Source organism: Streptomyces sp. VRA16 Mangrove soil, assembly GCF_017377775.1.
In the GTDB taxonomy this organism is placed as follows: Bacteria; Actinomycetota; Actinomycetes; order Streptomycetales; family Streptomycetaceae; genus Streptomyces.
Genome location: NZ_JAFVLN010000004.1, coordinates 76,301 through 97,786, shown reverse-complemented (window position 1 = coordinate 97,786; position 21,486 = coordinate 76,301). Strand labels below are relative to the sequence as shown.

At 70.8% G+C, this 21,486-nt stretch carries 16 protein-coding genes; 8 read left to right on the top strand and 8 right to left on the bottom strand.

Annotation, left to right across the window (positions count from 1 at the left end):
* Positions 1-125: 125 nt before the first annotated feature.
* Together J3486_RS12720 and J3486_RS12715 are read left to right on the top strand one after the other, a co-directional pair.
* Complete coding sequence (locus J3486_RS12720) at positions 126-1,601, top strand: sigma-70 family RNA polymerase sigma factor (protein WP_207820378.1); 1,476 nt, start codon at positions 126-128, stop codon at positions 1,599-1,601.
* A 217-nt stretch (positions 1,602-1,818) separates the two neighbouring features.
* Positions 1,819-4,134, top strand: coding sequence for a non-reducing end alpha-L-arabinofuranosidase family hydrolase (locus J3486_RS12715; RefSeq protein ID WP_207820771.1), 2,316 nt, complete (start codon positions 1,819-1,821; stop codon positions 4,132-4,134).
* Positions 4,135-4,380: 246 nt separating this feature from the next.
* Here the strand turns inward: J3486_RS12715 and J3486_RS12710 are convergent, their stop codons facing one another.
* From J3486_RS12710 to J3486_RS12675, 8 genes are all read right to left on the bottom strand, one after another.
* A complete protein-coding gene (locus tag J3486_RS12710; RefSeq protein ID WP_207820377.1) occupies positions 4,381-6,720 on the bottom strand; it encodes a sialidase family protein in 2,340 nt (779 codons plus the stop codon).
* A 69-nt stretch (positions 6,721-6,789) separates the two neighbouring features.
* Positions 6,790-8,772 (bottom strand): glycoside hydrolase family 31 protein, encoded by a 1,983-nt coding sequence (locus J3486_RS12705; protein ID WP_207820376.1) that lies wholly within the window; start codon positions 8,770-8,772, stop codon positions 6,790-6,792.
* A 116-nt stretch (positions 8,773-8,888) separates the two neighbouring features.
* Positions 8,889-11,522: an RICIN domain-containing protein gene (locus J3486_RS12700; RefSeq protein WP_207820375.1), complete on the bottom strand. Its 2,634-nt coding sequence runs from the start codon at positions 11,520-11,522 to the stop codon at positions 8,889-8,891.
* 126 nt (positions 11,523-11,648) lie between these two features.
* On the bottom strand, positions 11,649-14,519 hold the full coding sequence (locus tag J3486_RS12695) for a glycoside hydrolase family 3 C-terminal domain-containing protein (RefSeq protein ID WP_307804788.1): 2,871 nt from the start codon (positions 14,517-14,519) through the stop codon (positions 11,649-11,651).
* Between the two features lie 461 nt (positions 14,520-14,980).
* Positions 14,981-15,496 carry an ROK family protein gene (locus J3486_RS12690; protein ID WP_207820374.1) on the bottom strand — a complete coding sequence of 172 codons (516 nt, stop codon included), beginning with the start codon at positions 15,494-15,496 and terminating at the stop codon, positions 14,981-14,983.
* Positions 15,487-15,807 carry a hypothetical protein gene (locus J3486_RS12685; RefSeq protein WP_207820373.1) on the bottom strand — a complete coding sequence of 107 codons (321 nt, stop codon included), beginning with the start codon at positions 15,805-15,807 and terminating at the stop codon, positions 15,487-15,489. The genes J3486_RS12690 and J3486_RS12685 overlap by 10 nt, the downstream gene beginning before the upstream one ends.
* 48 nt (positions 15,808-15,855) lie before the next feature.
* Positions 15,856-17,163, bottom strand: coding sequence for a serine hydrolase domain-containing protein (locus tag J3486_RS12680; protein ID WP_374194718.1), 1,308 nt, complete (start codon positions 17,161-17,163; stop codon positions 15,856-15,858).
* Positions 17,164-17,376: 213 nt separating this feature from the next.
* Complete coding sequence (locus J3486_RS12675; RefSeq protein WP_207820371.1) at positions 17,377-17,517, bottom strand: hypothetical protein; 141 nt, start codon at positions 17,515-17,517, stop codon at positions 17,377-17,379.
* A gap of 592 nt (positions 17,518-18,109) precedes the next feature.
* On the opposite strand from J3486_RS12675, the gene J3486_RS43995 reads away from it, so the two are divergent.
* The 6 genes from J3486_RS43995 to J3486_RS12645 all read left to right on the top strand — a co-directional run bounded on the left by J3486_RS43995 (position 18,110) and on the right by J3486_RS12645 (position 21,272).
* Positions 18,110-18,349: a peptidoglycan-binding protein gene (locus tag J3486_RS43995; RefSeq protein ID WP_229377961.1), complete on the top strand. Its 240-nt coding sequence runs from the start codon at positions 18,110-18,112 to the stop codon at positions 18,347-18,349.
* Positions 18,350-18,442: 93 nt separating this feature from the next.
* The gene (locus tag J3486_RS12665; protein ID WP_207820369.1) at positions 18,443-18,601 is read left to right on the top strand and encodes a hypothetical protein; all 159 of its coding nucleotides are present in this window, start codon (positions 18,443-18,445) and stop codon (positions 18,599-18,601) included.
* Between the two features lie 692 nt (positions 18,602-19,293).
* The gene (panD, locus tag J3486_RS12660; RefSeq protein ID WP_207820368.1) at positions 19,294-19,719 is read left to right on the top strand and encodes an aspartate 1-decarboxylase; all 426 of its coding nucleotides are present in this window, start codon (positions 19,294-19,296) and stop codon (positions 19,717-19,719) included.
* A 30-nt stretch (positions 19,720-19,749) separates the two neighbouring features.
* Positions 19,750-20,103: a GNAT family N-acetyltransferase gene (locus J3486_RS12655; protein WP_207820367.1), complete on the top strand. Its 354-nt coding sequence runs from the start codon at positions 19,750-19,752 to the stop codon at positions 20,101-20,103.
* Positions 20,104-20,145: 42 nt separating this feature from the next.
* On the top strand, positions 20,146-20,796 hold the full coding sequence (locus J3486_RS12650; protein ID WP_207820366.1) for an aspartate/glutamate racemase family protein: 651 nt from the start codon (positions 20,146-20,148) through the stop codon (positions 20,794-20,796).
* A gap of 44 nt (positions 20,797-20,840) precedes the next feature.
* Complete coding sequence (locus tag J3486_RS12645) at positions 20,841-21,272, top strand: nitroreductase family deazaflavin-dependent oxidoreductase (RefSeq protein WP_207820365.1); 432 nt, start codon at positions 20,841-20,843, stop codon at positions 21,270-21,272.
* Positions 21,273-21,486: the final 214 nt, after the last annotated feature.

Sequence of the window (21,486 nt, the reverse complement as noted above, 5' to 3'; positions counted from 1 at the left end):
GCGCGCGGCGCCGATCCGCGCACCCCATGGAGCCGAGGGGCGGTGGCGGACGAGCCCGTCGCCGCCGCTAAGGTATTCCGCCTTACTCGGCGGATCTCTCCCTTGAAGAGGCGGGCACGGTGCTCATGGACGCGGATCACGCGCGGCTGGTCGTCGCAGCACAAGACGGTGACCGGCGGGCGCGCGAGGAACTGGTCTCCGCGTATCTGCCGTTGTTGTACAACATTGTGGGGCGCGCGCTGAGTGGTCACGTCGACGTCGACGACGTCGTGCAGGAGACCCTGCTGCGCGCGATGCGCGACCTGCCCGCCCTGCGGACCCCGGAGAGTCTCCGGTCCTGGTTGGTGTCGATCACACTGCGGCAGATCACCACCTACTGGCAGCGGCAGCGCGCCCGTGAGGACCGGACGACGCTCATCGACGAGGCGCTTGCGGTGCCCGACGCCGGTGCCCCGCTGGAGGACGCGACGATCCTGCGGCTGCGCCTGTCCGACGAACGCGGCCAGGCCGTCGAGGCCGGGCGCTGGCTGGACGCGGAGCACCGGGTGCTCCTTTCGCTGTGGTGGCAGGAGTGCGCCGGGCTACTGACCCGGCAGGACATCGCCGACGCGACGGGACTGAGCGTCGCCCACACCGGCGTACGCCTGCAACGCATGCGCGAGCAGCTCGAACTGAGCCGGACGATCGTCGCCGCGCTGGCGGCCGACCCGCGGTGTCCGGGGCTGAACGGGACCGTCGCCGGCTGGGACGGGGTTCCCGCCTCGGTGTGGCGCAAGCGGATCGCGCGGCACACCCGCGGCTGTCCGACCTGCGCGGCGACGGCGACCGACCGGGTCCCGGCCGAGCTGTTGCTGCTCAGCGTCGCGCCGCTCGCCGTTCCCGCCACGCTCCTGGCCGCGCTGACCGCGAAGGGCCTGCTCTCGGGCACGGCCACGGCGGCCGGCATGACGGCGGCGGGAGGCGGGGGCCTGCTCGGCAAGTTCCACGCGCTCACCGCCCATCCGGTGGCGGCGCTCGCCACCGGTGGGGTTCTCGTCGCCGGGACCGCCACGTACGTGGCCTGGCCCGAGCCGGAGCACCGGGTGCCCGGTGTCACCGCCTCGCCCACGTCCGGTCCGTCCACGTCCGGTCCGTCCGCCACCGCGCCGCCTGCGTCCGGTCCGTCCGCGCTGCCGGCCGTCGTCCCGCTGGGCGCGCGATCGCTGGAATCCGTGGACCAGCCCGGCCGGTTCGTGACGTACGCAGGGGACTTCGCCGTACTCGGCAGCGGTGAGCAGGCGCGGCGGCGGGGGACCTTCACCGTCGTCAAGGGGCTCGCCGACAGCCGGTGCGTCACCTTCCGGGCCGCCGACGGCCGGTATCTGCGCCACAACTACCTGCGGCTACGGCTGAGCACCGACGACGGCAGCCGACTGTTCCGGGAGGACGCCACCTTCTGCCCGCGGCCCGGGGCGGTCGACGGGTCCGTGACCCTGCGCGCGCACAACTACCCGGGGTCCGCCCTGCGTCCACGCGACGGCGGCATCCGCCTCGACGGCTTCAACGGCACCCGGACCTTCACCGGGCAGGCGTCGTTCCTCGTGCGCGGACCCGCGACATGAGCGCGGCATAACGTTTTTCGGCCGCGAGATTCGTCACCGCGTACGCACGGATGTTTTTCGTTACGCGGTCCCACCCGCCACAGCCTCCTCTTCAGGGCGCCCACCACGGCGTACCCCGCTGTTCTGTCCCCTGAAGAAAGTCCCCCCCATGACCAGACACACGGACGAACCCCGCAAGGGTCTGCACCGGCTCCGCCGCCGGCCTCGCCGGACCCTGATGATCGGTACGGCCGCCTCGGCGCTGGTGGCCGGTGCCGTGACGCTCCTGCCCAACTCCGCCGGAGCCGCGGGGCTGGGTACCGACGCCTCCCCCTCGGGCCGGTACTTCGGCACCGCGATAGCCGCCGGACGGCTGAGCGACTCGTCGTACACGTCGATCGCCGACCGGGAGTTCAACATGATCACTCCCGAGAACGAGATGAAGTGGGACGCCGTCGAGCCGTCCCGCGGGAACTTCCGGTTCGCGGCCGCCGACAAGATCGCCGACCGGGCCCTGGAGCACGGCCAGCGGCTGCGCGGACACACCCTGGTGTGGCACTCGCAGCTGCCGGACTGGGTGAAGGCGATCAACGACCCGACCACGCTGCGCAGCGTCATGAACAACCACATCAAGACGACGATGGGCCGCTACAAGGGCAAGATCTACGCCTGGGACGTCGTCAACGAGGCATTCCAGGACGGCGCCGGCGGCGCGCTGCGCGATTCGGTGTTCAAGAACGTGCTCGGCAGCGGCTTCATCGAGGAGGCGTTCCGCACCGCCCGCGCCGCCGACCCGGCCGCCAAGCTCTGCTACAACGACTACAACATCGAGGACTGGTCGGCCGCCAAGACCCAGGGCGTCTACCGCCTGGCGAAGGACTTCAAGGCGCGCGGCGTCCCGATCGACTGCGTCGGCTTCCAGAGCCACTTCTCGGCGGGCGGTCCGCCGGCGAGCTTCAGGACCACCCTCGCGAACTTCGCCGCCCTCGGTGTCGACGTGCAGATCACCGAGCTGGACATCGCGCAGGCCTCCGCCACGAACTACGCGGCCGCGGTCAACGCCTGCCTGGCGGTGGCGCGTTGCACCGGCATCACGGTGTGGGGCGTACGGGACAGCGACTCGTGGAGGGCGGACGAGAAGCCGCTGCTCTTCGACGGCAGCGGCAACCCCAAGCCCGCGTACACCGCCGTCAAGGACGCGTTCAACGCCGCCTCGGGCACCAAGCCGGCCGACCCGGGTGCCGGTACGGGACCGATCAAGGGCGTGGCCTCGGGTCGCTGCCTCGACGTCCCGGGCTCCTCGACCACCAACAACACCCAGGTGCAGCTCTACGACTGCTCCGGGCAGCCCAACCAGAGCTGGACGTACACCGCGGCCAAGCAGCTGAAGGTGTTCGGCAACAAGTGCCTGGACGCGAAGGCGAAGGGCACGGCGAACGGCACCGAGGTCGTCATCTACGACTGCAACGGCGGCGCCAACCAGCAGTGGAACATCAACTCCAACGGCTCGATCAGCGGAGTGCAGTCCGGCAAGTGCCTCGACGCGATCGGCGCGAGCACGTCCAACGGCACCAAGATCCAGCTCTACACCTGCGCGAACGCCGACAACCAGAAGTGGTCCGCCCCGTCCGGGACGGCCGGCGGCACGTGCGCCCTTCCGTCCTCGTACAAGTGGAGCTCGACCGGTGCCCTCGCGCAGCCGGCGAACGGCTGGGCCTCGCTGAAGGACTTCACGCACGTCACCTACAACGGCAAGCACCTCGTCTACGGGTCGATGTCCACGGGCACCTCGTACGGGTCGATGGCGTTCGCCCCGTTCACCGACTGGTCGGACATGGGCAAGGCCACGCAGACCAAGATGGGCCAGAACGCGGTCGCGCCCACCCTCTTCTACTTCGCGCCGAAGAAGATCTGGGTCCTCACCTACCAGTGGGGCGCCTCGCCCTTCAGCTACCGCACGTCGAGCGACCCGACCGACCCCAACGGCTGGTCCGCGCCGCAGGCCCTGTTCACCGGCAAGCTGCCCGACGCCGGGACCGGTCCGATCGACCAGACGCTGATCGGCGACGACCAGAACATGTACCTCTTCTTCGCCGGTGACAACGGCAAGATCTACCGGGCGTCGATGCCGATCGGGAACTTCCCCGGCAACTTCGGCTCGACGTACACCACGGTCATGACGGACACCGTGAAGAACCTCTTCGAGGCGCCGCAGGTCTACAAGGTCCAGGGGCAGGATCAGTACCTGATGATCGTCGAGGCGCGGGGCGCGAACGAGAACCGCTACTTCCGCTCCTTCACGGCGACCAGCCTCGGCGGGTCGTGGACCCCGCAGGCCGCCACCGAGTCCAACCCCTTCGCGGGCAAGGCCAACAGCGGCGCCACCTGGACCAACGACATCAGTCACGGCGACCTGATCCGCTCCAACCCGGATCAGACGATGACCGTCGACCCGTGCAACCTCCAGCTGCTCTACCAGGGCAAGGACCCGAACTCGGACGCCCCGTACGACGCTCTGCCGTACCGGCCGGGCGTCCTGAGCCTGCGGCGCTGATCAACCCCACCCCCAGGGCGTCTGGCGGCGCGGTCCCCACCTCGCCGCCGGGCGCCCGATCAGCGCATGTCACTGCTTCGTCTTGTCGAAGTAGAACTCTCCTTGCCGTCCGTCCTCGCCTTCGTCGGTCTCCAGCGGTTCTGGCGCAAGGACCTGACGGCAGGCGCCGGGGGTTCGACGCACGGCTGGGTGGCCCGTGTCTCGTCCGGGCCACCCAGCCGTCACACTGTCCGCGCTCAGCGAAGGTCAGACCGGGTCGCCGTAGACGGCCCCCCGTCCATTGGTGCCGAAGTACACACGGCCGTGGATGCGGGGGTCTCCGGTGAGGGTGCCGCCCGTCCAGGCGTACTGGTGCCGGTCGTCGTTGACGCGGACCCAGGTGCGGCCCGCGTCGTCGGACCGGAAGATGCCGCGCACTCCGTGGATCTTGGAGCTCGTGAACACCGTGGGGTACGTGGCGCCCGGTGCGGCCTTGCCGAAGCCGACCACGTCGCCCTGGTCGACCGCTTCGATCCGGGTGAAGGCCGTTCCGGAGTCGGTCGAGCGCCACATGCCGTACGGCGTGGAGGTGCCCTCCTTGGCGGTGCCGCCGGCCAGCCAGATGTCGCCCTCGTGGCCCGGCACCGCCTTGAACCGGACGTTTCCATCGGTGGGCAGGCCGGTGGCAGCCGTACGCCGGAAGTTCTCACCGCCGTCGGTGCTGATGTAGAACCCGCCGGAGGAGTACGCGTAGAACGTCGCCGGGTTCACCCGGTCGGAGCGCACCGGCGCCCCCGCCGGCAGCCCCTTCGCGGCGGTCCAGGTCGCGCCGTGGTCGTCGGACCAGCTGACCGGTGCCCCGGCCGGTGACCAGACGATCCGCCGGCCGTCGGCGCCGACGGCCACGGCCTGGTCCTCGACACCTGGACCGGTGAGGCCGGACGGTTCGTCGCCGGACGGCTTCCAGGTGTCGCCGCCGTCGGTGGACACGGCGAAGTGCTGGGTCCAGCCGCTGGTGGGGTAGCCGACCCGGGCGATGGTGTGCGGCGCCAGCTCCGCGAAGTCCAGGGCCGGAGTGTTGCCGAACGTCGGGGTGTCGTACATCTTCGGTGCCTTGTTCAGGTCCGTGTGTCGGAAACCGCCGACGTCGCCGATGCCGGAGAAGAGATGAGCGCGCCCGGCCGGTGGGCTGATCAGGCACAGGACCGCCGTCTCCTCCAACCCCTGGGCCCGCACGGACAGATGGACCGTGCCGTCGTCGTCCCAGTCCGTCAGGTTGTCGGCGCCGTAGATCGTCGCACCGGTCCCGTACAGGAAGCGGTCGGAGTCGAACGGGTCGATCTGGACGGACTCCATCATCCAGCCCAGCTTCGGTGCCTTCTCGGGCGGCTCGGGGGAGGCGTTCCAGGTCAGCCAGGGGGCGTCCGAGATGTCGATGTCGTAGCGGAAGGTGCGCTGCCCGTTCGCGTCCAGGTCCCAGATCCGGCTCCAGGTGGCGCCGCCGTCGGTGGACCGGAAGAGCAGACAGTCCGGGTACCACTTGACCTGGGTGGACACCATCAGGGTCCGCGGGTTCTGCCGGTCGATGGTCAGGCCGCTGTAGCCGTAGGCGTTCTCGTCGCTGGTGGAGGGGACGGGGCTGATCCGGGTCCAGGTGTCCGTGGCGGTGTCGAGTTTCCACACGTCGCCCTTGGAGCCGTCGTAGGGGCCGGCGGTGTCGCTGGTGGCGAGGTACAGGTAGCCGCCTTCGTGGTCGAACACGGCGTGGTGCGGCAGGTATCCGGTGGGCTGGCCGGGGACGCGCTGCCAGGTGGCTCCCGCGTCGGTGGACCGGTAGAGGATGTTGTCCTTGTCGGCGACGGTGACGTACAGGGTCCGGGTGGCTCTGCCCGGTCTTCCGGTGCGCTGGTCGAAGACGACCTGCAGCACTCCCAGGTTGTCGCCGTTGTAGCCGTCGGGGTCGGAGGGGTCAGGGACGAAGTTGCCGACGTTCGGGAAGGCGGTCACCTGCGCGAAGGTCTTGCCGTGGTCGGTGCTGCGCCACAGGCCGTGGCCGCCGCGCACGCCGAGGTACAGGATGCTGTTGCGGTTCGGGTCGATCACGAGACGTTCGCCGATGCCCCGGCCGGGCATGTTGCCGCCCAGGCGGAACGGCAGGGGAGTGGTCTTCCAGGTACGGCCGCGGTCGGTCGAGCGCAGGATCGCCGCCATGGTCGGATCCCAGTCGGGCAGGGTGTAGGTGCCCGCCGCCAGGTAGACCCGGTCGGGATCGACCTCGTCGGTGGCGATGCTGATGATGCCGGTGTGCCCGTACTCGTCCCAGCCGATCCAGTCGGTGAGGGGAATCCACCGCCGGGTCGCCGTGTCCAGGCGGTAGGCGCCACCGATGTCGGTGCGGGCGTACACGAGGCCGGGCTCGCGCTGGTTGAAGACGATGCCGTGGACGAAACCGCCGCCGACGATCTCCGCGTTGCGGAAGCGGTACGGGGCCCTGGCCTGTCCGGAACCGGCGGCGGACGCGGCGTAGGGGGAGAGCACCGGGAGCGCGGCCGCGGCCGCGCCGGCGGCCAGCAGCCCGCGGCGGGAGAGATGCGGGGTCGGGGACATGGACGATCCTGCCTTTCCTGTGAGGTGTGGTGGGTCTCAGGGGTGGTGCAGGTCGGTGCGGGCCGTGCGTCAGGAGAGCAGCGACGCCGCCTCGGACCCCTCCCGTACGAAGACCGGGATGCGTTCCAGGGGGGCTTCGGCGTCGAGCGTCGTTCCGCCCGTCCGTACGGCTTTGGTGGCGGGGTCGAGCCAGTCGGTCCCGGACGGCAGATACACCCGGCGGGTCCGGGCGCCCGCCTCGTACACGGGCGCCACCAGCACATCGGGGCCCAGCAGGAACTGGTCGTCCACGTCCCAGGCATCCGGGTCCTCGGGGAAGTCGAAGAACAGCGGGCGCATCGGTGGGGCGCCCGTACGGTGCGCGTCGTCGGAGAGGCGGTGCAGGTACGGGCGTAGACGTTCGCGCAGCAGCAGATGCTCCCGCAGGATCCCGTACGCCTCGTCGCCGTACGACCAGACCTCGTTCGGCCCACCGGTCATGTCCGTGGAGAAGGCGGGGTAGTTGGGCTCCCGGTCCCCGTGCAGTCGCATGACCGGACTGAACGTGCCGTACTGGAACCAGCGGACGAGCAGTTCACGGTAGTCGGGGTCGTCCGGGTCGCCGCCGGCGAAGCCGCCGATGTCGGTGTTCCACCAGGGGATACCGCTCATCGCGACGTTCAGGCCGGCCCTGATCTGGCGGGCGAGGGAGTCGAACGTGGTGGGGATGTCGCCGGACCACAGCAGGGCACCGTGCCGCTGGCTGCCCGCCCACGCCGAGCGGATCAACGACAGGGGGCGGTCCTCGCCCGCCGCGCGCAGACCGTCGGCCACCGCGCGCGCGTGCTCCAGCGGGTAGAGGTTGGCGACGGCCGCGGCCGGCCCGGCCGCGTACACCGCGCGCTCGGCGACGGCCGGGGGCAGATCGGGTTCGCAGGCGTCCAGCCAGAAGCAACTGACGCCCGCAGAGTAGTAGTTGGTGTTCAGGCGCTGCCACAGAGCCGCGCGGGCGCCGGGGTGCGTGGCGTCGTAGTAGGCCATCGGTCGAGTCGTCGCGTCGCCGCCGTGGCGCGAGGGCCACGGCAGGGTGAGCAGACCGCTGTCGGCATCCTCGACGAGGTGTCCGGCGGCACGCAGTTCGTCGTACGTGTCGCTGCCGGGCTCGACCGTCGGCCAGACCGAGACGGCGAGCCGCACCCCGAGCCGTGCCAACTCCCGCGTCATGGCCTGGGGGTCGGGCCATTCGGCGGGCTCGAAGCGCCAGTCGCCCATGCGCTGCCAGTGGAAGAAGTCACAGACGATGACGGACAGCGGCAGGCCGCGATCCTTGTACTGCCGTGCCACGGTGAGGAGTTCGTCCTGCATGCGGTAGCGCAGCTTCGACTGCCAGAAGCCCGACGCCCACTCCGGCAGCAGGGGCGGCCGACCGGTGGCCTCGGTGTAGGCGTCGAGGATCTGGGCCGGGGTGTCGCCCGCGGTGATCCAGTAGTCGATGCGTCCGCCGGCGTCCGCGGTCCACCGGGTGGCGTCCGCGCCCAGCTCGACCCGGCCCGTGGCGGGGTTGTTCCACAGCAGTCCGTAGCCCCGCGAGGAGTGCAGGAAGGGTACGGCCGCCACGGTGTTGCTCTGGACGAGATCGACCACACAGCCCTTCTGGTCGAGGCGTCCGTGCAGATGCTGACCGAGGCCGTGCAGCCGTTCACCGTCGTAGGCGTCGAAGGACTGCTGTGCACGGCCGCCCGCCGCGAGGACGCGGGGGCCGGCGTGATGGGAGCGCGGGTCGCGCTCGGCGAGGAGGAGACGGCCCGAGGCGGCATGCCGGAACGTCAGCCGGCCGTCCCGCGAGGCTTCCACGGCCAGACGGCCGTTGACCAGGCGCGCCGAGCCGTCCTCCGATGCGGACAGCGTGACAGGAGCGGCGGGCGCCGGACTTTCCAGGGCTCCGGGGGCGGTGGGGTCCAGGGTCCCGGCCGAGGCGCGTACGCGGACGGCGTTCGGCCCCCAGGGCTCGACGCGGAGCACCTCCGCGGCGGTGAGGAGCTCCAAGCCGCCTGCGCGGATGCGGTAGGACACGGGGTGTCTCCTTCGTTCTTCGTCTTGGACGGGATCTTGGACGGGACCCACGCCTGCGGGATCTCTCGGCCGGGGCCGGGGTCGTCATGGCGACGGCCCCGGCCCCGGCCCCGGGATCAGGAGGGGTCGCCGTACTGGAGGCCGCGTCCGTTGGTGCCGATGTAGACGCGGCCGAAGGTGTCGGGGTCACCGGTGATGACGCCGGTGCTGCCGATGGCGCCCCACTGGTGCGCGTCGTCGTTGACGCGGACCCAGGTGGCGCCCTTGTCGGTGGAGCGGAAGACGCCGGTGACGTCCTTGACCGTGCCGATCAGGTAGAGGGCCTGGTAGGAGGCGCCCGGCGCGGCCTTGCCGAAACCGACGGCGGAGGCGGACGACGCCGTGGTCAGCGTGGTGAAGGTGCCGCCGCCGTCGGTGGAGTGCAGCAGCCCCTTGCCGCCGCCCGTGATCCACAGGTCCCCGGCCCGGCCCGGGACGGCCTTGAGGCGGCCGTCGGCAGGCAGGGCGGTGGCGCGGGCGGTGAAGCTCGCGCCGCCGTCGGTGCTGGCGTACAGGGTGCCGCCGGACAGGGAGTAGAACGTGCGGGCCGAGGAGCGGTCGGCGACGACTTCGGCGTCGGCCCCGAGCCCCTGGACCGCGATCCAGTGCGCCCCCTTGTCGGTCGAGCGGTGCGGCTTCTGCCCGGCCTCGGTCCACACCAGGGTGGAGCCGTCCGCGGCGACCGCGATGCGACCGCTGTGCGCACTGGCCACCGGTTCCGCCGCGAAGCCGTGCCAACTGGCGCCGCCGTCGGTGGAGTAGGCACCGTCCTGGTCGCCGCCCGTACCGACGCGGGCCATCACCTCCGGCTCGGACTCGGCGTAGTCGATGTCGGTGCTGTTGCTCATCAGCGGGTCCTTCATCCGCCCGGACGGCACCTTGGTCAGGTCGTCGTGCCGGAAGCCGCCCTGGTCCCCCATGGCGGTCAGGACGGCCGCGCCGCCGGGCGGAGCGGCGGCGTCGAGGAGCGACGTCTCCTCGAGCCCCTTGGCCCCCACGGTCCAGTGGCTGGTGCCGGCGTCGGCGTCCTTGCTGCGCCAGATGCCGTTGCCGGTGCCGTACAGCACGTGCCCCGAGTCGAAGGGGTCGATGGACAGGGCGGTCATCCAGTGACCGGTGTGCGCGCCGACGTAGGGGGCGCCGGAGGCGTCGCGCACGGCGGTGTCCCCGAGGGACTTCCAGGTCGAGCCGCCGTCGGTGGAGCGGTAGATCGCGTCCTCGGGGTACCAGCGGTCCAGCGTCGTCACCATGACCGTGGACGGCTTGCGCGGATCGACGGCCAGGCCGGAGAACCCGTACGAGCCCTGGGAGGGGGACACGTCCTTCCACTTGCCGCCGGTCGGCGTGTACTTCCACACCGAGCCCCCGGTCACGCCGTTGGGCCCCGGGTTGTCGGTGTAGGTCAGGTACAGCGACCCGTCGCCGGACACGACGCCGTGCTGCGGCAGTTGGCCGGTGGGCTGACCCGCGACGGCCTGCCAGGTGCTGCCGCCGTCGGTGGATCGGTACAGCGGGGCGGACTTGTCGGCGACGCCGACGTACACGGTGTCACGGCCGGCGGGCCCGTACGTCACGAAGGAGATGCCGGAGCCGCTGCCCGCCCCGTCCTTGACGGGGAAGGAGGAGACCTGGTGCCAGGTCGCGCCGTAGTCGGTGGACCGCCACAGCCCGTTCTTGCGGGAGCCGAGCAGCAGATGCGCGTGGTTCGACGGGTCGACCACGAGGCGTTCGCCCGCGCCGCGGCCGTCCTCGTTGCCGCCCACCTTGAAGGGCAGGTCGGTGCGCCGGAAGGTGCGGCCCCGGTCGGTGGAGCGCAGGATCGCGCCGTTGCCCGCCCAGTCGTTGGTGTAGGTGCCCGCCGAGAGGTAGAGCCGGTCGGGGTCGACCGGATCGGTGGCCAGCGCGTCGATGCCCAGCAGGTTCCAGTCCTTCTCACCGATCCAGTCGGTCAGCGGGATCCACTGCTCGGCGCCGGCGTCCCAGCGGTACGCGCCGCCCATGTCGGTGCGGGCGTACAACAGGCCCTGCTCGCGCGGGTTGAACACCAGCCCGGTGACGTAACCGCCGCCCACCACCTGGGCGTTGCGCCACGCGTACGGTCCTGCGGCAGCCGTCGTGGTCGCCGTCCGAGCCACCTTCACCAGCTTCCACTGTCCGCTGGTGCCACTGCTGTCGCCAGGGGACTGGACGGCCGCCGCCCCGTCGGCCGTGGAACCCTTGGAGACGGCCAGGACCTGGCCGCTTCTGCGGGAGGTGAAGGTGACGGCGCCGGAGTCGCCCACCTTCTTGATCTTCCACTCCTGGGCGGGGGAGGAGCTGTTGGTCTGCTGCTCCGCGGCGGCCCCCTTGGCGGTCGAACTCCGCGCTGTGCCAAGGACTTTGAGGCTCGCGCGGTTGACCAGCTCGTAGTAGCCGTCCCCGACGGCCCGCAGCCTCCACTGCTGGCCGGCCGTGTTCCGTGCGGCCCGCTGCCGGACCTGCGTGCCGGCGGCGGTGGAGCCGTCGACGTCGAGGGCCTTGCCACTGCGCAGCGAGACCAAACGGTAGGCGGTGCCGGTGTCGACCGTCGCGGCCTGCGAGTCGTCCTGAGCGAACAACAGGTACGGAACGACGGCGGCGGGCGCGCCGAGCAACAGGCCGGTGGCGGTCCAACGGCGACGGTGACGTCCGCGGCGCCCGCCGTGCGCGGTGCTCTTCGCTTGGGTGTTCATGGGGGGTGTTCTCCTCGCTTGCCGTTCACTGGAAGTCGACGGACCCGGGCACTGCTGTGAACGGGTCCGGCTCCTAGTGGCCACAGACGCCGCAGAGGTTGCTTTGAGCTGGTGGGCGAGGTGAACTCAGCTGTTCTCCGACGACGAGTGGAAGCGGAACGCGGCCAGTCGGAAGGAGCCGCGCAGGATCAGGGCCAGGTCGTGCGGGCCGGGTTCGACGCCGGACAACTCGGCCGTGACCGTGGTCCACGCGTGCCGGTCGCCGGTGACCGGCACCGCGATCCGGCCCAGACTCCGCTCGCCCGCCCGCACTTCCACGCTCGCCCCGCCCCCGGCCTCCCCCTCGCCGGCGACCTCGGCCTCGAAGCGGTCCGCACCGGCCAGATCGGTCGACCGGAACACCAGTGTCGTGGGGCGGGACGGATCGGCGGAGGTCACCGCATCGCCCGCGGCCCGGGTGGCGTCGACCAGGACGGCGCCCGTGTGGTCGTCGAAGTCGCAGGCACGGGTGCGGCGGTGGACGACCGTCCGGGGGACAGGCGGTGGCCCGGTCACCCGGAGGCGCGCGGTGTCCACGATGTTCCCTGCGGAGCGTGCCGCCAGTACGTCGTAGTCACCGGGGTCGACGGTGAAGGTTCCGGTCACCACGTCCCAGTGGGCGAACCGTTCGGCCGGGAGCCGGAAGTCGAGCCGCCTCGTCTCCCCCGGTTCGAGCCGGACCTTCTGGAAGTCCGCGAGGCGCAGCCGGGGCGCCTGGTAGCGGGCGTGAGGGGCACGGACGTAGAGCTGGACGACCTCGCTGCCGGGGCGGGATCCGGAGCAGGTCACCGTCACCGAGACGTCCACGGTGCCGTCCTGGGCCATGGTGTCCGCGGAGAGCCGCAGGTCACGATAGGTGGTATCGGCGTACGAGAGGCCGTGCCCGAACGGGTAGAGCGGCGTGGCGTGGTGGTACTGGTAGGTCCAGCCGGCCTTGATGACGTCGTAGTCGAGCGGGTGCGGCAGTTCGTCGTCGCCGCGGTACCAGGTCTGCGGCAGCCGTCCGGCGGGATCGGACGTGCCGAGCAGTACGGAGGCCAGCGCATGGCCGGTCTCCTGGCCGCCGTGGGAGGTCCACAGCACCGCCGGGAGATGCGCGTCGGCCCAGTCGACGGCGTAGGGGTAGCTGCTCATGACGACGAGCGCGGTCTCGGGGCGGACCGCGGCGACCGTGCGCAGCAACGCCTCCTGGGTCTCGGGCAGGGCGATGTCCGAACGGTCCTCGGTCTCCCGGCCGTTGATCATGGGGTGGTTGCCGAGGACCACGATGGCCGCGTCGGCCGACGCGGCGGCGGCCCGGGCCGCCGCCGTCCCGTCGTGCAACAGCTCCCGCTGCCAGCGTTCGGCCGCCATGACGTCGTCGGAGGTGACGCGCACACTGCCGTCGGCAGGATCGACGGCGGCGTAGCAGCCGGTGCGGACGTGCCGGAGCGCGACAGTGTCGCCCGCGTCGCCCTCGTCGTCGGGTACGGGCTCCAGACGGAACGTCTCGTCGACGAACCAGTTCTTGACCACGGTCCGTTCGGCGACGAGTGAGCCGTCGTCGGCACGGCCGAGGTAGCGGCCGGTACCGGCTTCGCACAGAGTGAGAACGCCGTCGCCCCACTCCTGAACGTCGAAGGCGCCCTTGCCCAGGGGCTCGCCCGTCGTACGGGAACGCAGCGCGATCCGGTCGGCGCCCGGCACGCACACCACCTCGCCGCCCAAGGGCGCGAGCGCTGCCCGCAGACCGGTGGCGATGCCGACCTGGTACGGCAGGGCGCCGCTGTACCAGTCCTCGTACAGGGTGTCCGCGTGCGGGCCGATGACCGCGATCCGCCGGGAGCGGGCCGGGTCGAGCGGCAGCAGGCCGTCGTTCTTGAGCAGCACGACCGACTCGACCGCCGCACGCCGGGCGAGGGCGCGGTGCTCGGGACAGTCGACCACCTCGGGCCCGATCCCCGCGTACGGGTCCAGGTCCGGGTCGAACTCGCCCAGGCGGAATCGGAGTTGCAACTGGCGGCGGACCGCGCGGTTCACGTCCTCCTCGTCGATGAGGCCGCGCTCCAGCGCCTCGCGCAGTCGGCCGACCACGGTCGCGCTGTCCTCACGGAGGTCGGTGAAGTTGTCGATGCCCGCTTTCAGAGCGGCGGCGTGGCCTTCCGCGTGGCTTTCGAAGTAGTGCTCCGGTGTGACGAGGTTGGTCGGCGCGCCCTCGTCGCTGACGACGAACAGTTCGTGGCCGGTGGGCCGGGCCCAGGCCCGCAGCTCCCGTTCGATCAGCGGACTGACGTGGCAGGGACGGCCGTTGACCAGGTTGTATGCGGCCATGGCGCCGGTGGCCGCACCGGAGGCGATGGCCGGGCGGAAGGCGGCCAGGTCGTACTCGTGCAGCACGCGGGGGCGAAGGCCGGAGGAAGTGGTGCTGCGGTCCTGCTCGTTGTTGTTGGCCAGGAAGTGCTTGAGCACGGGAGCGGTCCGCAGGTAGACGGGGTGATCGCCGGCCAGCCCCCGACAGTACGCCGTGGCGGTCCGCGCGGTGTGCAGCGAGTCCTCCGAGTACCCCTCCTCGTTGCGGCCCCACCGCGGATCGCGCAGCAGGTTCACCACGGGTGACCAGACCTGGAGCCCGTTGGGGCCGGACCCGGCCGGGGCGGTCCGGTGCCGGTGCAACGCGCGCAGCTCTGTCGAAACGGCCTCTGCCACGGTGCGCACCAGCGATTCGTCCCAGGTGGCCCCCAGCCCCACGGCCTGGGGGAAGACCGTTGCCTTCCCCAGGCCGGCGACACCGTGCAAAGCCTCCGTCCCGGTGCGGAACGCGACGATGCCCAGGCGGGGGACAGCCGGTACGTACTGGTGCAGCATGGCGAGCCGCTCGTCGAGCGTGAGCCGTTCCAGCAGGTCGTCGACGCGGTCGTGCAGCGACAGCGCCGGATCGCGGAAGGCGGGTGTGGCTGCGGCTGGGGACGCGGAAGTCACGTGAGGGATCCCTCGGCAGGCGGGAGTCGAGCAGGGGTGGTGTACGTGTCGAAGCGCATCGACGCTGACATTCCCCGCGTTGACTGTCAATGGTTCGAACAGAAGGATTTTCTTTGGGTGTTGGCGTGCATTTCTCCTTGTCGAGCAGGAGTGACTCGGTTAGCTTCACTGTTCCGTGAAGCGCTTCGATTTCTTGACATCCGAGGACACCGAGGTGGTGGAGGTGAAGGCCGCGGGCCACGAACGGGGCCGATCGGGCAGTCGCCTGTCGGCCGGGGCCGCGCTTGTCGGCGGATTCGGATCGCGTCCTGGGGGCGGACCGGGAACGGGAAAGTTCTGGCCATGAATGCATTTCAGGGGCACCAGAAAGGGCGCTCCGGTTCGGGCTTGGCCCTAATCGAAGCGCTTCGAAAAAATCTGGAATCTGACCACACCCGCGCCCGCGCGGGGCGTTGGGGGAGTCAGCGGCCCAGGACGTGGCTCTGGATGACGGTGGCCGCCGCGCCGCGGGCCCAGTGGGCGAAGTCGCTGTGACGGATGTCCACGTCGAGAGGGGCGGCCCGAGGTGTGCGGTCTGCCCGGAGACCCTCGTCCACGGCTGTGCGGGCGACTTCCGCCAGACGTACGCCCTCACCGGTGACAACGATCTTCGGCACCCATGTGAAGTTGGCGACCGCGGCCAACAGGCGGCCGAGTGCTCGACCGGACCGGGTGACCACGGCCGCGGCCACCGGTTCGCCCTCGGCCGCCAGGTCGAGGCACTCGTCATAGGTCACCGGACGGCACAGCCCCACGGAGGCGCCGCCGAACCAGTGCTCCGCCCGGGTGAGCGCCAGCAGGTCGTTGTCGACCGTGACCGAGCCGGCGAACGTGTCCTGGAGGAGGCGGCCGAGGGGCACGGCCGTGGTCCACCCCAGAAACGGCGCATCGGTCACCGTCGTACGGTCGACGACCCGCCCGCCGAGGCTCACCCCCATCCGCTGACCTGTACGTGATCGGGGCTGAGCTCGTCAGCCAACTCGCGGAGGGTCGCCACGACGGAGGCGGGGTCCCGGCCGGTCAGCGGCCTGCGGCTGGAGGCCGTCACTTCGGCGCGCATGGTGGTCAGGACGGCGTGGACGTCGGCGCCCGTCACCTTGGCGCCGATGAAGTGGCGGGCGGTGGGGTTTATGTCGAGCGGCCGGGTCCTGCGTACCGTCCCGGAGTCGGAGTCGCCCTTGCCGTCCACCCCCACGAGCAGCCCGCTGTCGACGAGTGGCTTGGCCAACCGGGAGGACGACCGCCTCATCGCTCGCGTCCGACCTTCACCTCAGAGAGGATCCGCACCCGAGTCCTGTCAGGCAACGTCAGGTCGTGTCATCAGCGGTGACCGAACGTGCAGTTCCAGGCTGGGGCCGGTCAGGGGCGGGGTGCTCCAGGTAGCCGTCGCGGTTGCCGTGTCGGCGTCGACGGTCAGCCGAACACGGTGCGGGGTGGTGATGACGTAGAGGTCGGCGACGTAGGTGCTGCCCTGCCAGGCACCGGCTGCCACAACAGGTCTGCCGAGCGGGGCACTCTCCCGCCAGTCGCAGTGGCCGACCTCGACATCGAAGAGCGACTCGAATCGTACGAGCCATCCACCGTCGGTGGGATCGACGGTGACCGTCGTTCCGTCGGGCAGGGCCGACCCCTCCGCCGAGGCGTCGAGTTTCGCGCTGACCCCACGCCCCGGCGCGGCCGAACCCGGCACCGGGTGCAGCGACAGGTGCTGCAGCCGGTCGGCGAGGATCGCGTCGTCCTGGGCGCTTCCCGCCTGACCGACGCCGGGCAGCAGGCACTCCCACACCGCGTCGAGCACATCCTGGGCCTCTCCCTGGGCGGTCACGGCGACGACGAGGTCGTGGGACGGGACCACCACGCACTGCTGCCCATAGGAGCCATGGCCGTGGTAGCCGTGACGCGACATCCAGAACTGGTAGCCGTAACCGTAGGAGAAGTCCGCCTGATCCACCCCGTCCAGAATCCACTCACTGTCGATGTGCCGACTGGTCGCCAGCTCCACCCAACTGCGCGGGACGAGTTGTCGCTCGCCCCACGTGCCTCCGCGCCGCAGCAGTTCACCGAAGGCGGCGACGGCCTCGGTCGTCAGGTGCAGTCCGTGGAACCCGAAGACGTCGCCGTTGGCCACCCGATCCCACTCGGCGTGGTCGATGCCCATTGGCGCGAACAGGCGCGCGTCGAGGAACTCCGCAAGACCGCGGCCCGTGACCCGTTCCACCATCCGGGCCAGAATGTGGGTGGTCGAGTTGTCGTAGACGTGGCGTGTTCCCTGGGCCGTGTCGAACGGCAGGCTCAAGAAGCCCTTCACCAAGTCGTCGGGTTCCCGCTGCCACGCCTCGGCGAGGCTGTCGGTGGGGTGCCCGCACGTCATGGACAGCAAGTGATGAACGGTGATGCGGCGCCCCTGCTCCGAGATGTGGGCCGGAACGCGGTCGGGCAGCACGTCCACCACACGGTCGTCCAGCGAGAGCAGCCCGTCCCCGATCGCGAGCCCCACGGCAACAGATGTGAACGACTTGGTCAGGGAGTAGAGAAGGTGCGGTCGGTCGGCCGAGTACGGCGCCCACCAGCCTTCGGCCACCACGTGACCGCCGTGGACGACCATAAGGGAGTGGCTTTCGCCTGATCGCGCTTCGAGCCTGTCCAGCAGGGTGAGGATCGAACGCGACGATATCCCCGAGGCGACCGGCGCCGAACGGGGAAGCAGAGTGCGCTGAGATCGCATCCCGGCTTTCTAACACGTTCCCGCGAGCGGGACGTCGAGCTTCGTCGTCACGGAGCAGGATCCCCCTGTGGCTGCGTTCCTGACCTGCGGGGGTCACGCGATGTCGGCGTGCCGGTCGACCTCGTCCAGCACGGCGTCGAGCAGACGGGGGACGCGGGCGTCGAGTTCTTGCGCCCCATGGCTATGGACGACTCGGCGCAGCAACTCGCGCGCGTCGTCTCGCTCGACACACACCGGGAGGGTGTGCGCTCGACATTGCCGTCACCATCACCGCCGGGGCGCACGCCCCGGGCATCGCCGGCAAGGAAGAGCGGGCCAGAGAGCGGGCCAGCCTTGCGGGGCTCCTGGGAGGAGCGAAGCGAGCGGCGCCGCTCAGGCCGTGGGTGCCGTCGAATTGCCCGGCGTTTCAGCGGCCCGGTGCTCTCCAGTCGTTCCTTCCGTGAGGTGTACGGGCTCAGTCCGAGCGGGTACCGTGCGCTGAATGTCTACGATCTGCGCACGGATCGTTCAGTGCGGTGATCGTTGCCGCTCTAGGTTGTCGGTGTCGTCGGAGCGCAGAGGGGGCTCCGGGGCTGATGGCTCACGCCGGCCGTCGCCCCGGCAGCCCCGTTCTCCGCTCCTGCCGTTCCTCTGCACCTGGGAGAACACTTACGTGAAACGTACCTTGGCGGCCCTGGCCACCCTTGCCGCAGTCGTGGGAGGCGTCCTGGTCACAGCCCCCACCGCGGCGGCGGCCGATGGCTACTGTTCCACGTCCACGGGCGTCGTCCGGGGCGACTACGGGACCCATGTCCCCACGACCAGTTGGGGGTCGACCTCTTGTGTCATGAGCCGGGGCTCCACCGGCGACGGGGTCGAGGAACTGCAGTTCGCCCTGACCATCTGCTATGGGATGGACACCGGGGGCACCGACGGAATCTACGGCGCCAAGACCGAGGCCGCCGTGCGGTCGCTGCAGAGCGCGACCGGACAGACGGCCGACGGGATCTACGGCCCCAACACCCGCAACGTCGTGGAATGGCGCTGGTACCGGTACCCCAACGGCGCGAAGTGCGAGCGTCTTTGACGCATCCGGCGCACGAGCCGCTGCGTTCCGACGCGTGCGGCCGCATGCACTCCGGCCCATGTTCGAGGAGACCTTCGAGAGGGAGCATTGCTGATGAAGAGCATCGCTGGCGCGGGTGCCGGCGCACTGCTCGCCGTTGTGGCTGCTGCGGGCAGTGGAAGGGCCACGGGCACAGCCATGCAGGACTGGGCCGCCGACTGGTGGTACGTGTGCAACAAGTCCCTCCCGAACTCCCCCGATTCCGGAGCGTAGTTCGGGAACGAGCCACGCAGGCAGCCCAGGGGCCCGTGTCGCCGTCAGGTGACCGGGCCCCTCGACTTCTACGGGTGTGCGGGGCGGGCGGTGGAACGGGGACCCCCGGCGACGCGCCGAGCACCGTGCCTGTCTCGACCGCAGCAGAACGGGCCTTTCAGCACGAGTACTGCCCAGCGCGCCCGCCACCCGAGCACTCATCCGCCGCTTCGCCGCCCGAACACGACGGCGACCGCCTCGTCGGTGACGTGTTCCGGGACGGGGGAGTCGGGGTCGGCCGCCGCCGGAATGTCCGATGTGTTCGACGGCTTCAATGCAGATGCTCCTGGTGCGTCGCGTGGGGTAGGCATCCGAGGTCTCCGGATGCCACCGCCACAGTGTCAACTCGGGACCAGGACCATGGTCGCGAGAATCCCCGGTTTCGGTAGCCGGGGAATGGGTGCTACGTTCCGCCGGGCCGTTCCACCTGTGGTCTGGTCGCGTGACCGAGGTACTCGGAGTGGCCGGTGCTGGCTTCCACCAAGGGGGCGACCCGAAAGCTGACGCCTCATCAGGAAAGTCGGCGTTCCGTCAGCATGAGTGCTGCAAAAACCTGGGGGAAGCTGCCCGGACCCGGGACTGGTTGTACCGTGGACGAGAAGCACTTGACCTGCAAAAACGCAGGCAGGGAGCCTACCTGTAGGAGTACCGCGATGTTGCGCACCATGTTCAAGTCCAAGATTCACCGTGCCACCGTCACCCAGGCCGACCTGCACTACGTCGGCTCGGTCACCATCGACGCCGATCTTCTCGACGCCGCTGACCTGCTGCCCGGCGAGCTCGTGCACATCGTCGACATCGACAACGGGGCCCGGCTCGAGACGTACGTCATCGAAGGGGAGCGGGGGTCCGGCGTGATCGGGATCAACGGGGCGGCGGCCCATCTCGTCCACCCCGGCGACCTGGTGATCATCATCAGTTACGCTCAGGTCGACGACGCCGAGGCGCGAATGCTGCGGCCCAAGGTCGTGCACGTGGACCGGGACAACAGGATCGTGGCGCTCGGCGCGGATCCGTCCGAGCCGGTCCCCGGCGGCGACCAGCGGCGCAGCCCTCAGGCGGTGCCCGCCGCACGCTGAGGCCGGTCACCCGCACACCCGGGAGTGACCATGAGCGACATCGAGATCCACGACGACCGCGACGCGGGCCTGCTGAGGGCCCGCGTGGGCGGTGCCGACGGCGAAGTCGCCGGATACATCCAGTACTTCGTCCTCGACGAGCCGCAGCGTGCCCTCGTGCCGGTGCACACCATCGTGGAGCCCGCGCACGAGGGGAAGGGCATCGGCGGCTCGCTCGCCCGTGAGCTGTACGCGATCGCCGCCCGGGAGTCGATCGTGGTGGCGCCGCTGTGCCCGTTCGTCGTGAAGTGGGCAGCCCGTCACCCCGGCGAGGCCCCGGCCGTCCCCGATGAGCTGCTCGCCGCCGCGAAGGCCGCCGTGGAGGCCGATCCGAACAAGTGGTGACCTGCGGAAACCGGTGAACGGCGGGTGAGTAGGGTGCCGGACATGCATCTGGCGCTCCTGCACACCTCGCCCGTCCACGTCCCCGTCTTCGACGCCCTGCGCGACGCCGCTCACCCCGGCCTCGCCCTGCGCCACATCGTCCGCGAGGAACTGCTGGAGCGGGCCAGGGAGCACGGGCCCGACTCCGTCACCGGCGACATCCGTACGCTCCTGAAGGCGGCGGCCGACGACGGCGCCGCCGTCGTGCTGTGCACCTGCTCCAGCATCGGCGCCGTCGCCCAGGCCCTGGCCGCCGAGGCCGGAGTGCCGGTGCTCCGCGTCGACCGGCCGATGGCCGCGCTCGCCGTCGCCGAGGGGCCGCGCGTCGTCGTGGTCGCCACCACCCACAGCACGCTCGGCCCGACCGTAGCCCTGGTGGAGGAGGAGGCGGCCCGCGCGGGCCGCCCCGTCGAGGTGCGCACCCTGCTGGTGGAGGACGTCTGGGAGCTGTTCCTCGCCGGGGAGCGCGAGACCTACCTCGACCAGGTCGCTGCCGTCCTCGACACCGTCACCGATGCCGACGCGGTCGTCCTCGCCCAGGCGTCCCTGACCGACGCCGCCGACCGCACCCGCACCACCGTCCCCGTCCTCTCCAGCCCCGGCCCGGGACTCGCCGCCGCGGCCGCGGAGTGCGCGCGGGTGATGTCCGTCTAGCCTGAGGAGCTGACCGCAGCGCAGTCGAGGGACGAGGAGCCGTCATGACCGACGTCGTCATCAGCCCCACCGGGTGGGTCGCCGACCAGGCCCGTACGTACGAGGAGTCCGGCGGGACCAAGGGCACCACCATCCAGGGCGTGCCCTGCCTGCTCCTCGACTACCAGGGCCGCAAGTCGGGGCAGTGGCGTCGCACCGTGCTCATCTACGGGCGCGACGGCGACGACCTGCTGATCGTGGCCTCGTACGGCGGCTCCGACAAGCACCCCCTGTGGTACGTGAACCTGCAGGCCAACCCGGACGTACGGCTGCGGGTCGGCACCGAGCGGTTCACGGCGCGCGCCGAGACCCTGCCGGCCGAGGAGAAGGCCCGGGTCTGGGACTCCCTCGTCGAGCTGTTCCCGCGCTACGCGGAGTACCAGAAGAAGACAAGCCGGGACATTCCAGTCGTGCGACTCGTACGTACGGACGGCTGAAAGGACGCGTGGACCCGGCGGGCGTGGGCACGCGCCCCGGGAGACAGTGGAAGTGCACCGGCCGCCCAGTGGCGCGTCCGGCGTACCCCCTCCGAACCGTTGGAGGCACCGCCATGACCCACCCGTTCCCCGACCCCGTCCCGCCGGGACCCGTGCCCGGCCCCGGGCCGAGTCCGGGCCCGGGACCCGACCGGCCGGACCCGGGGCCGCTCCC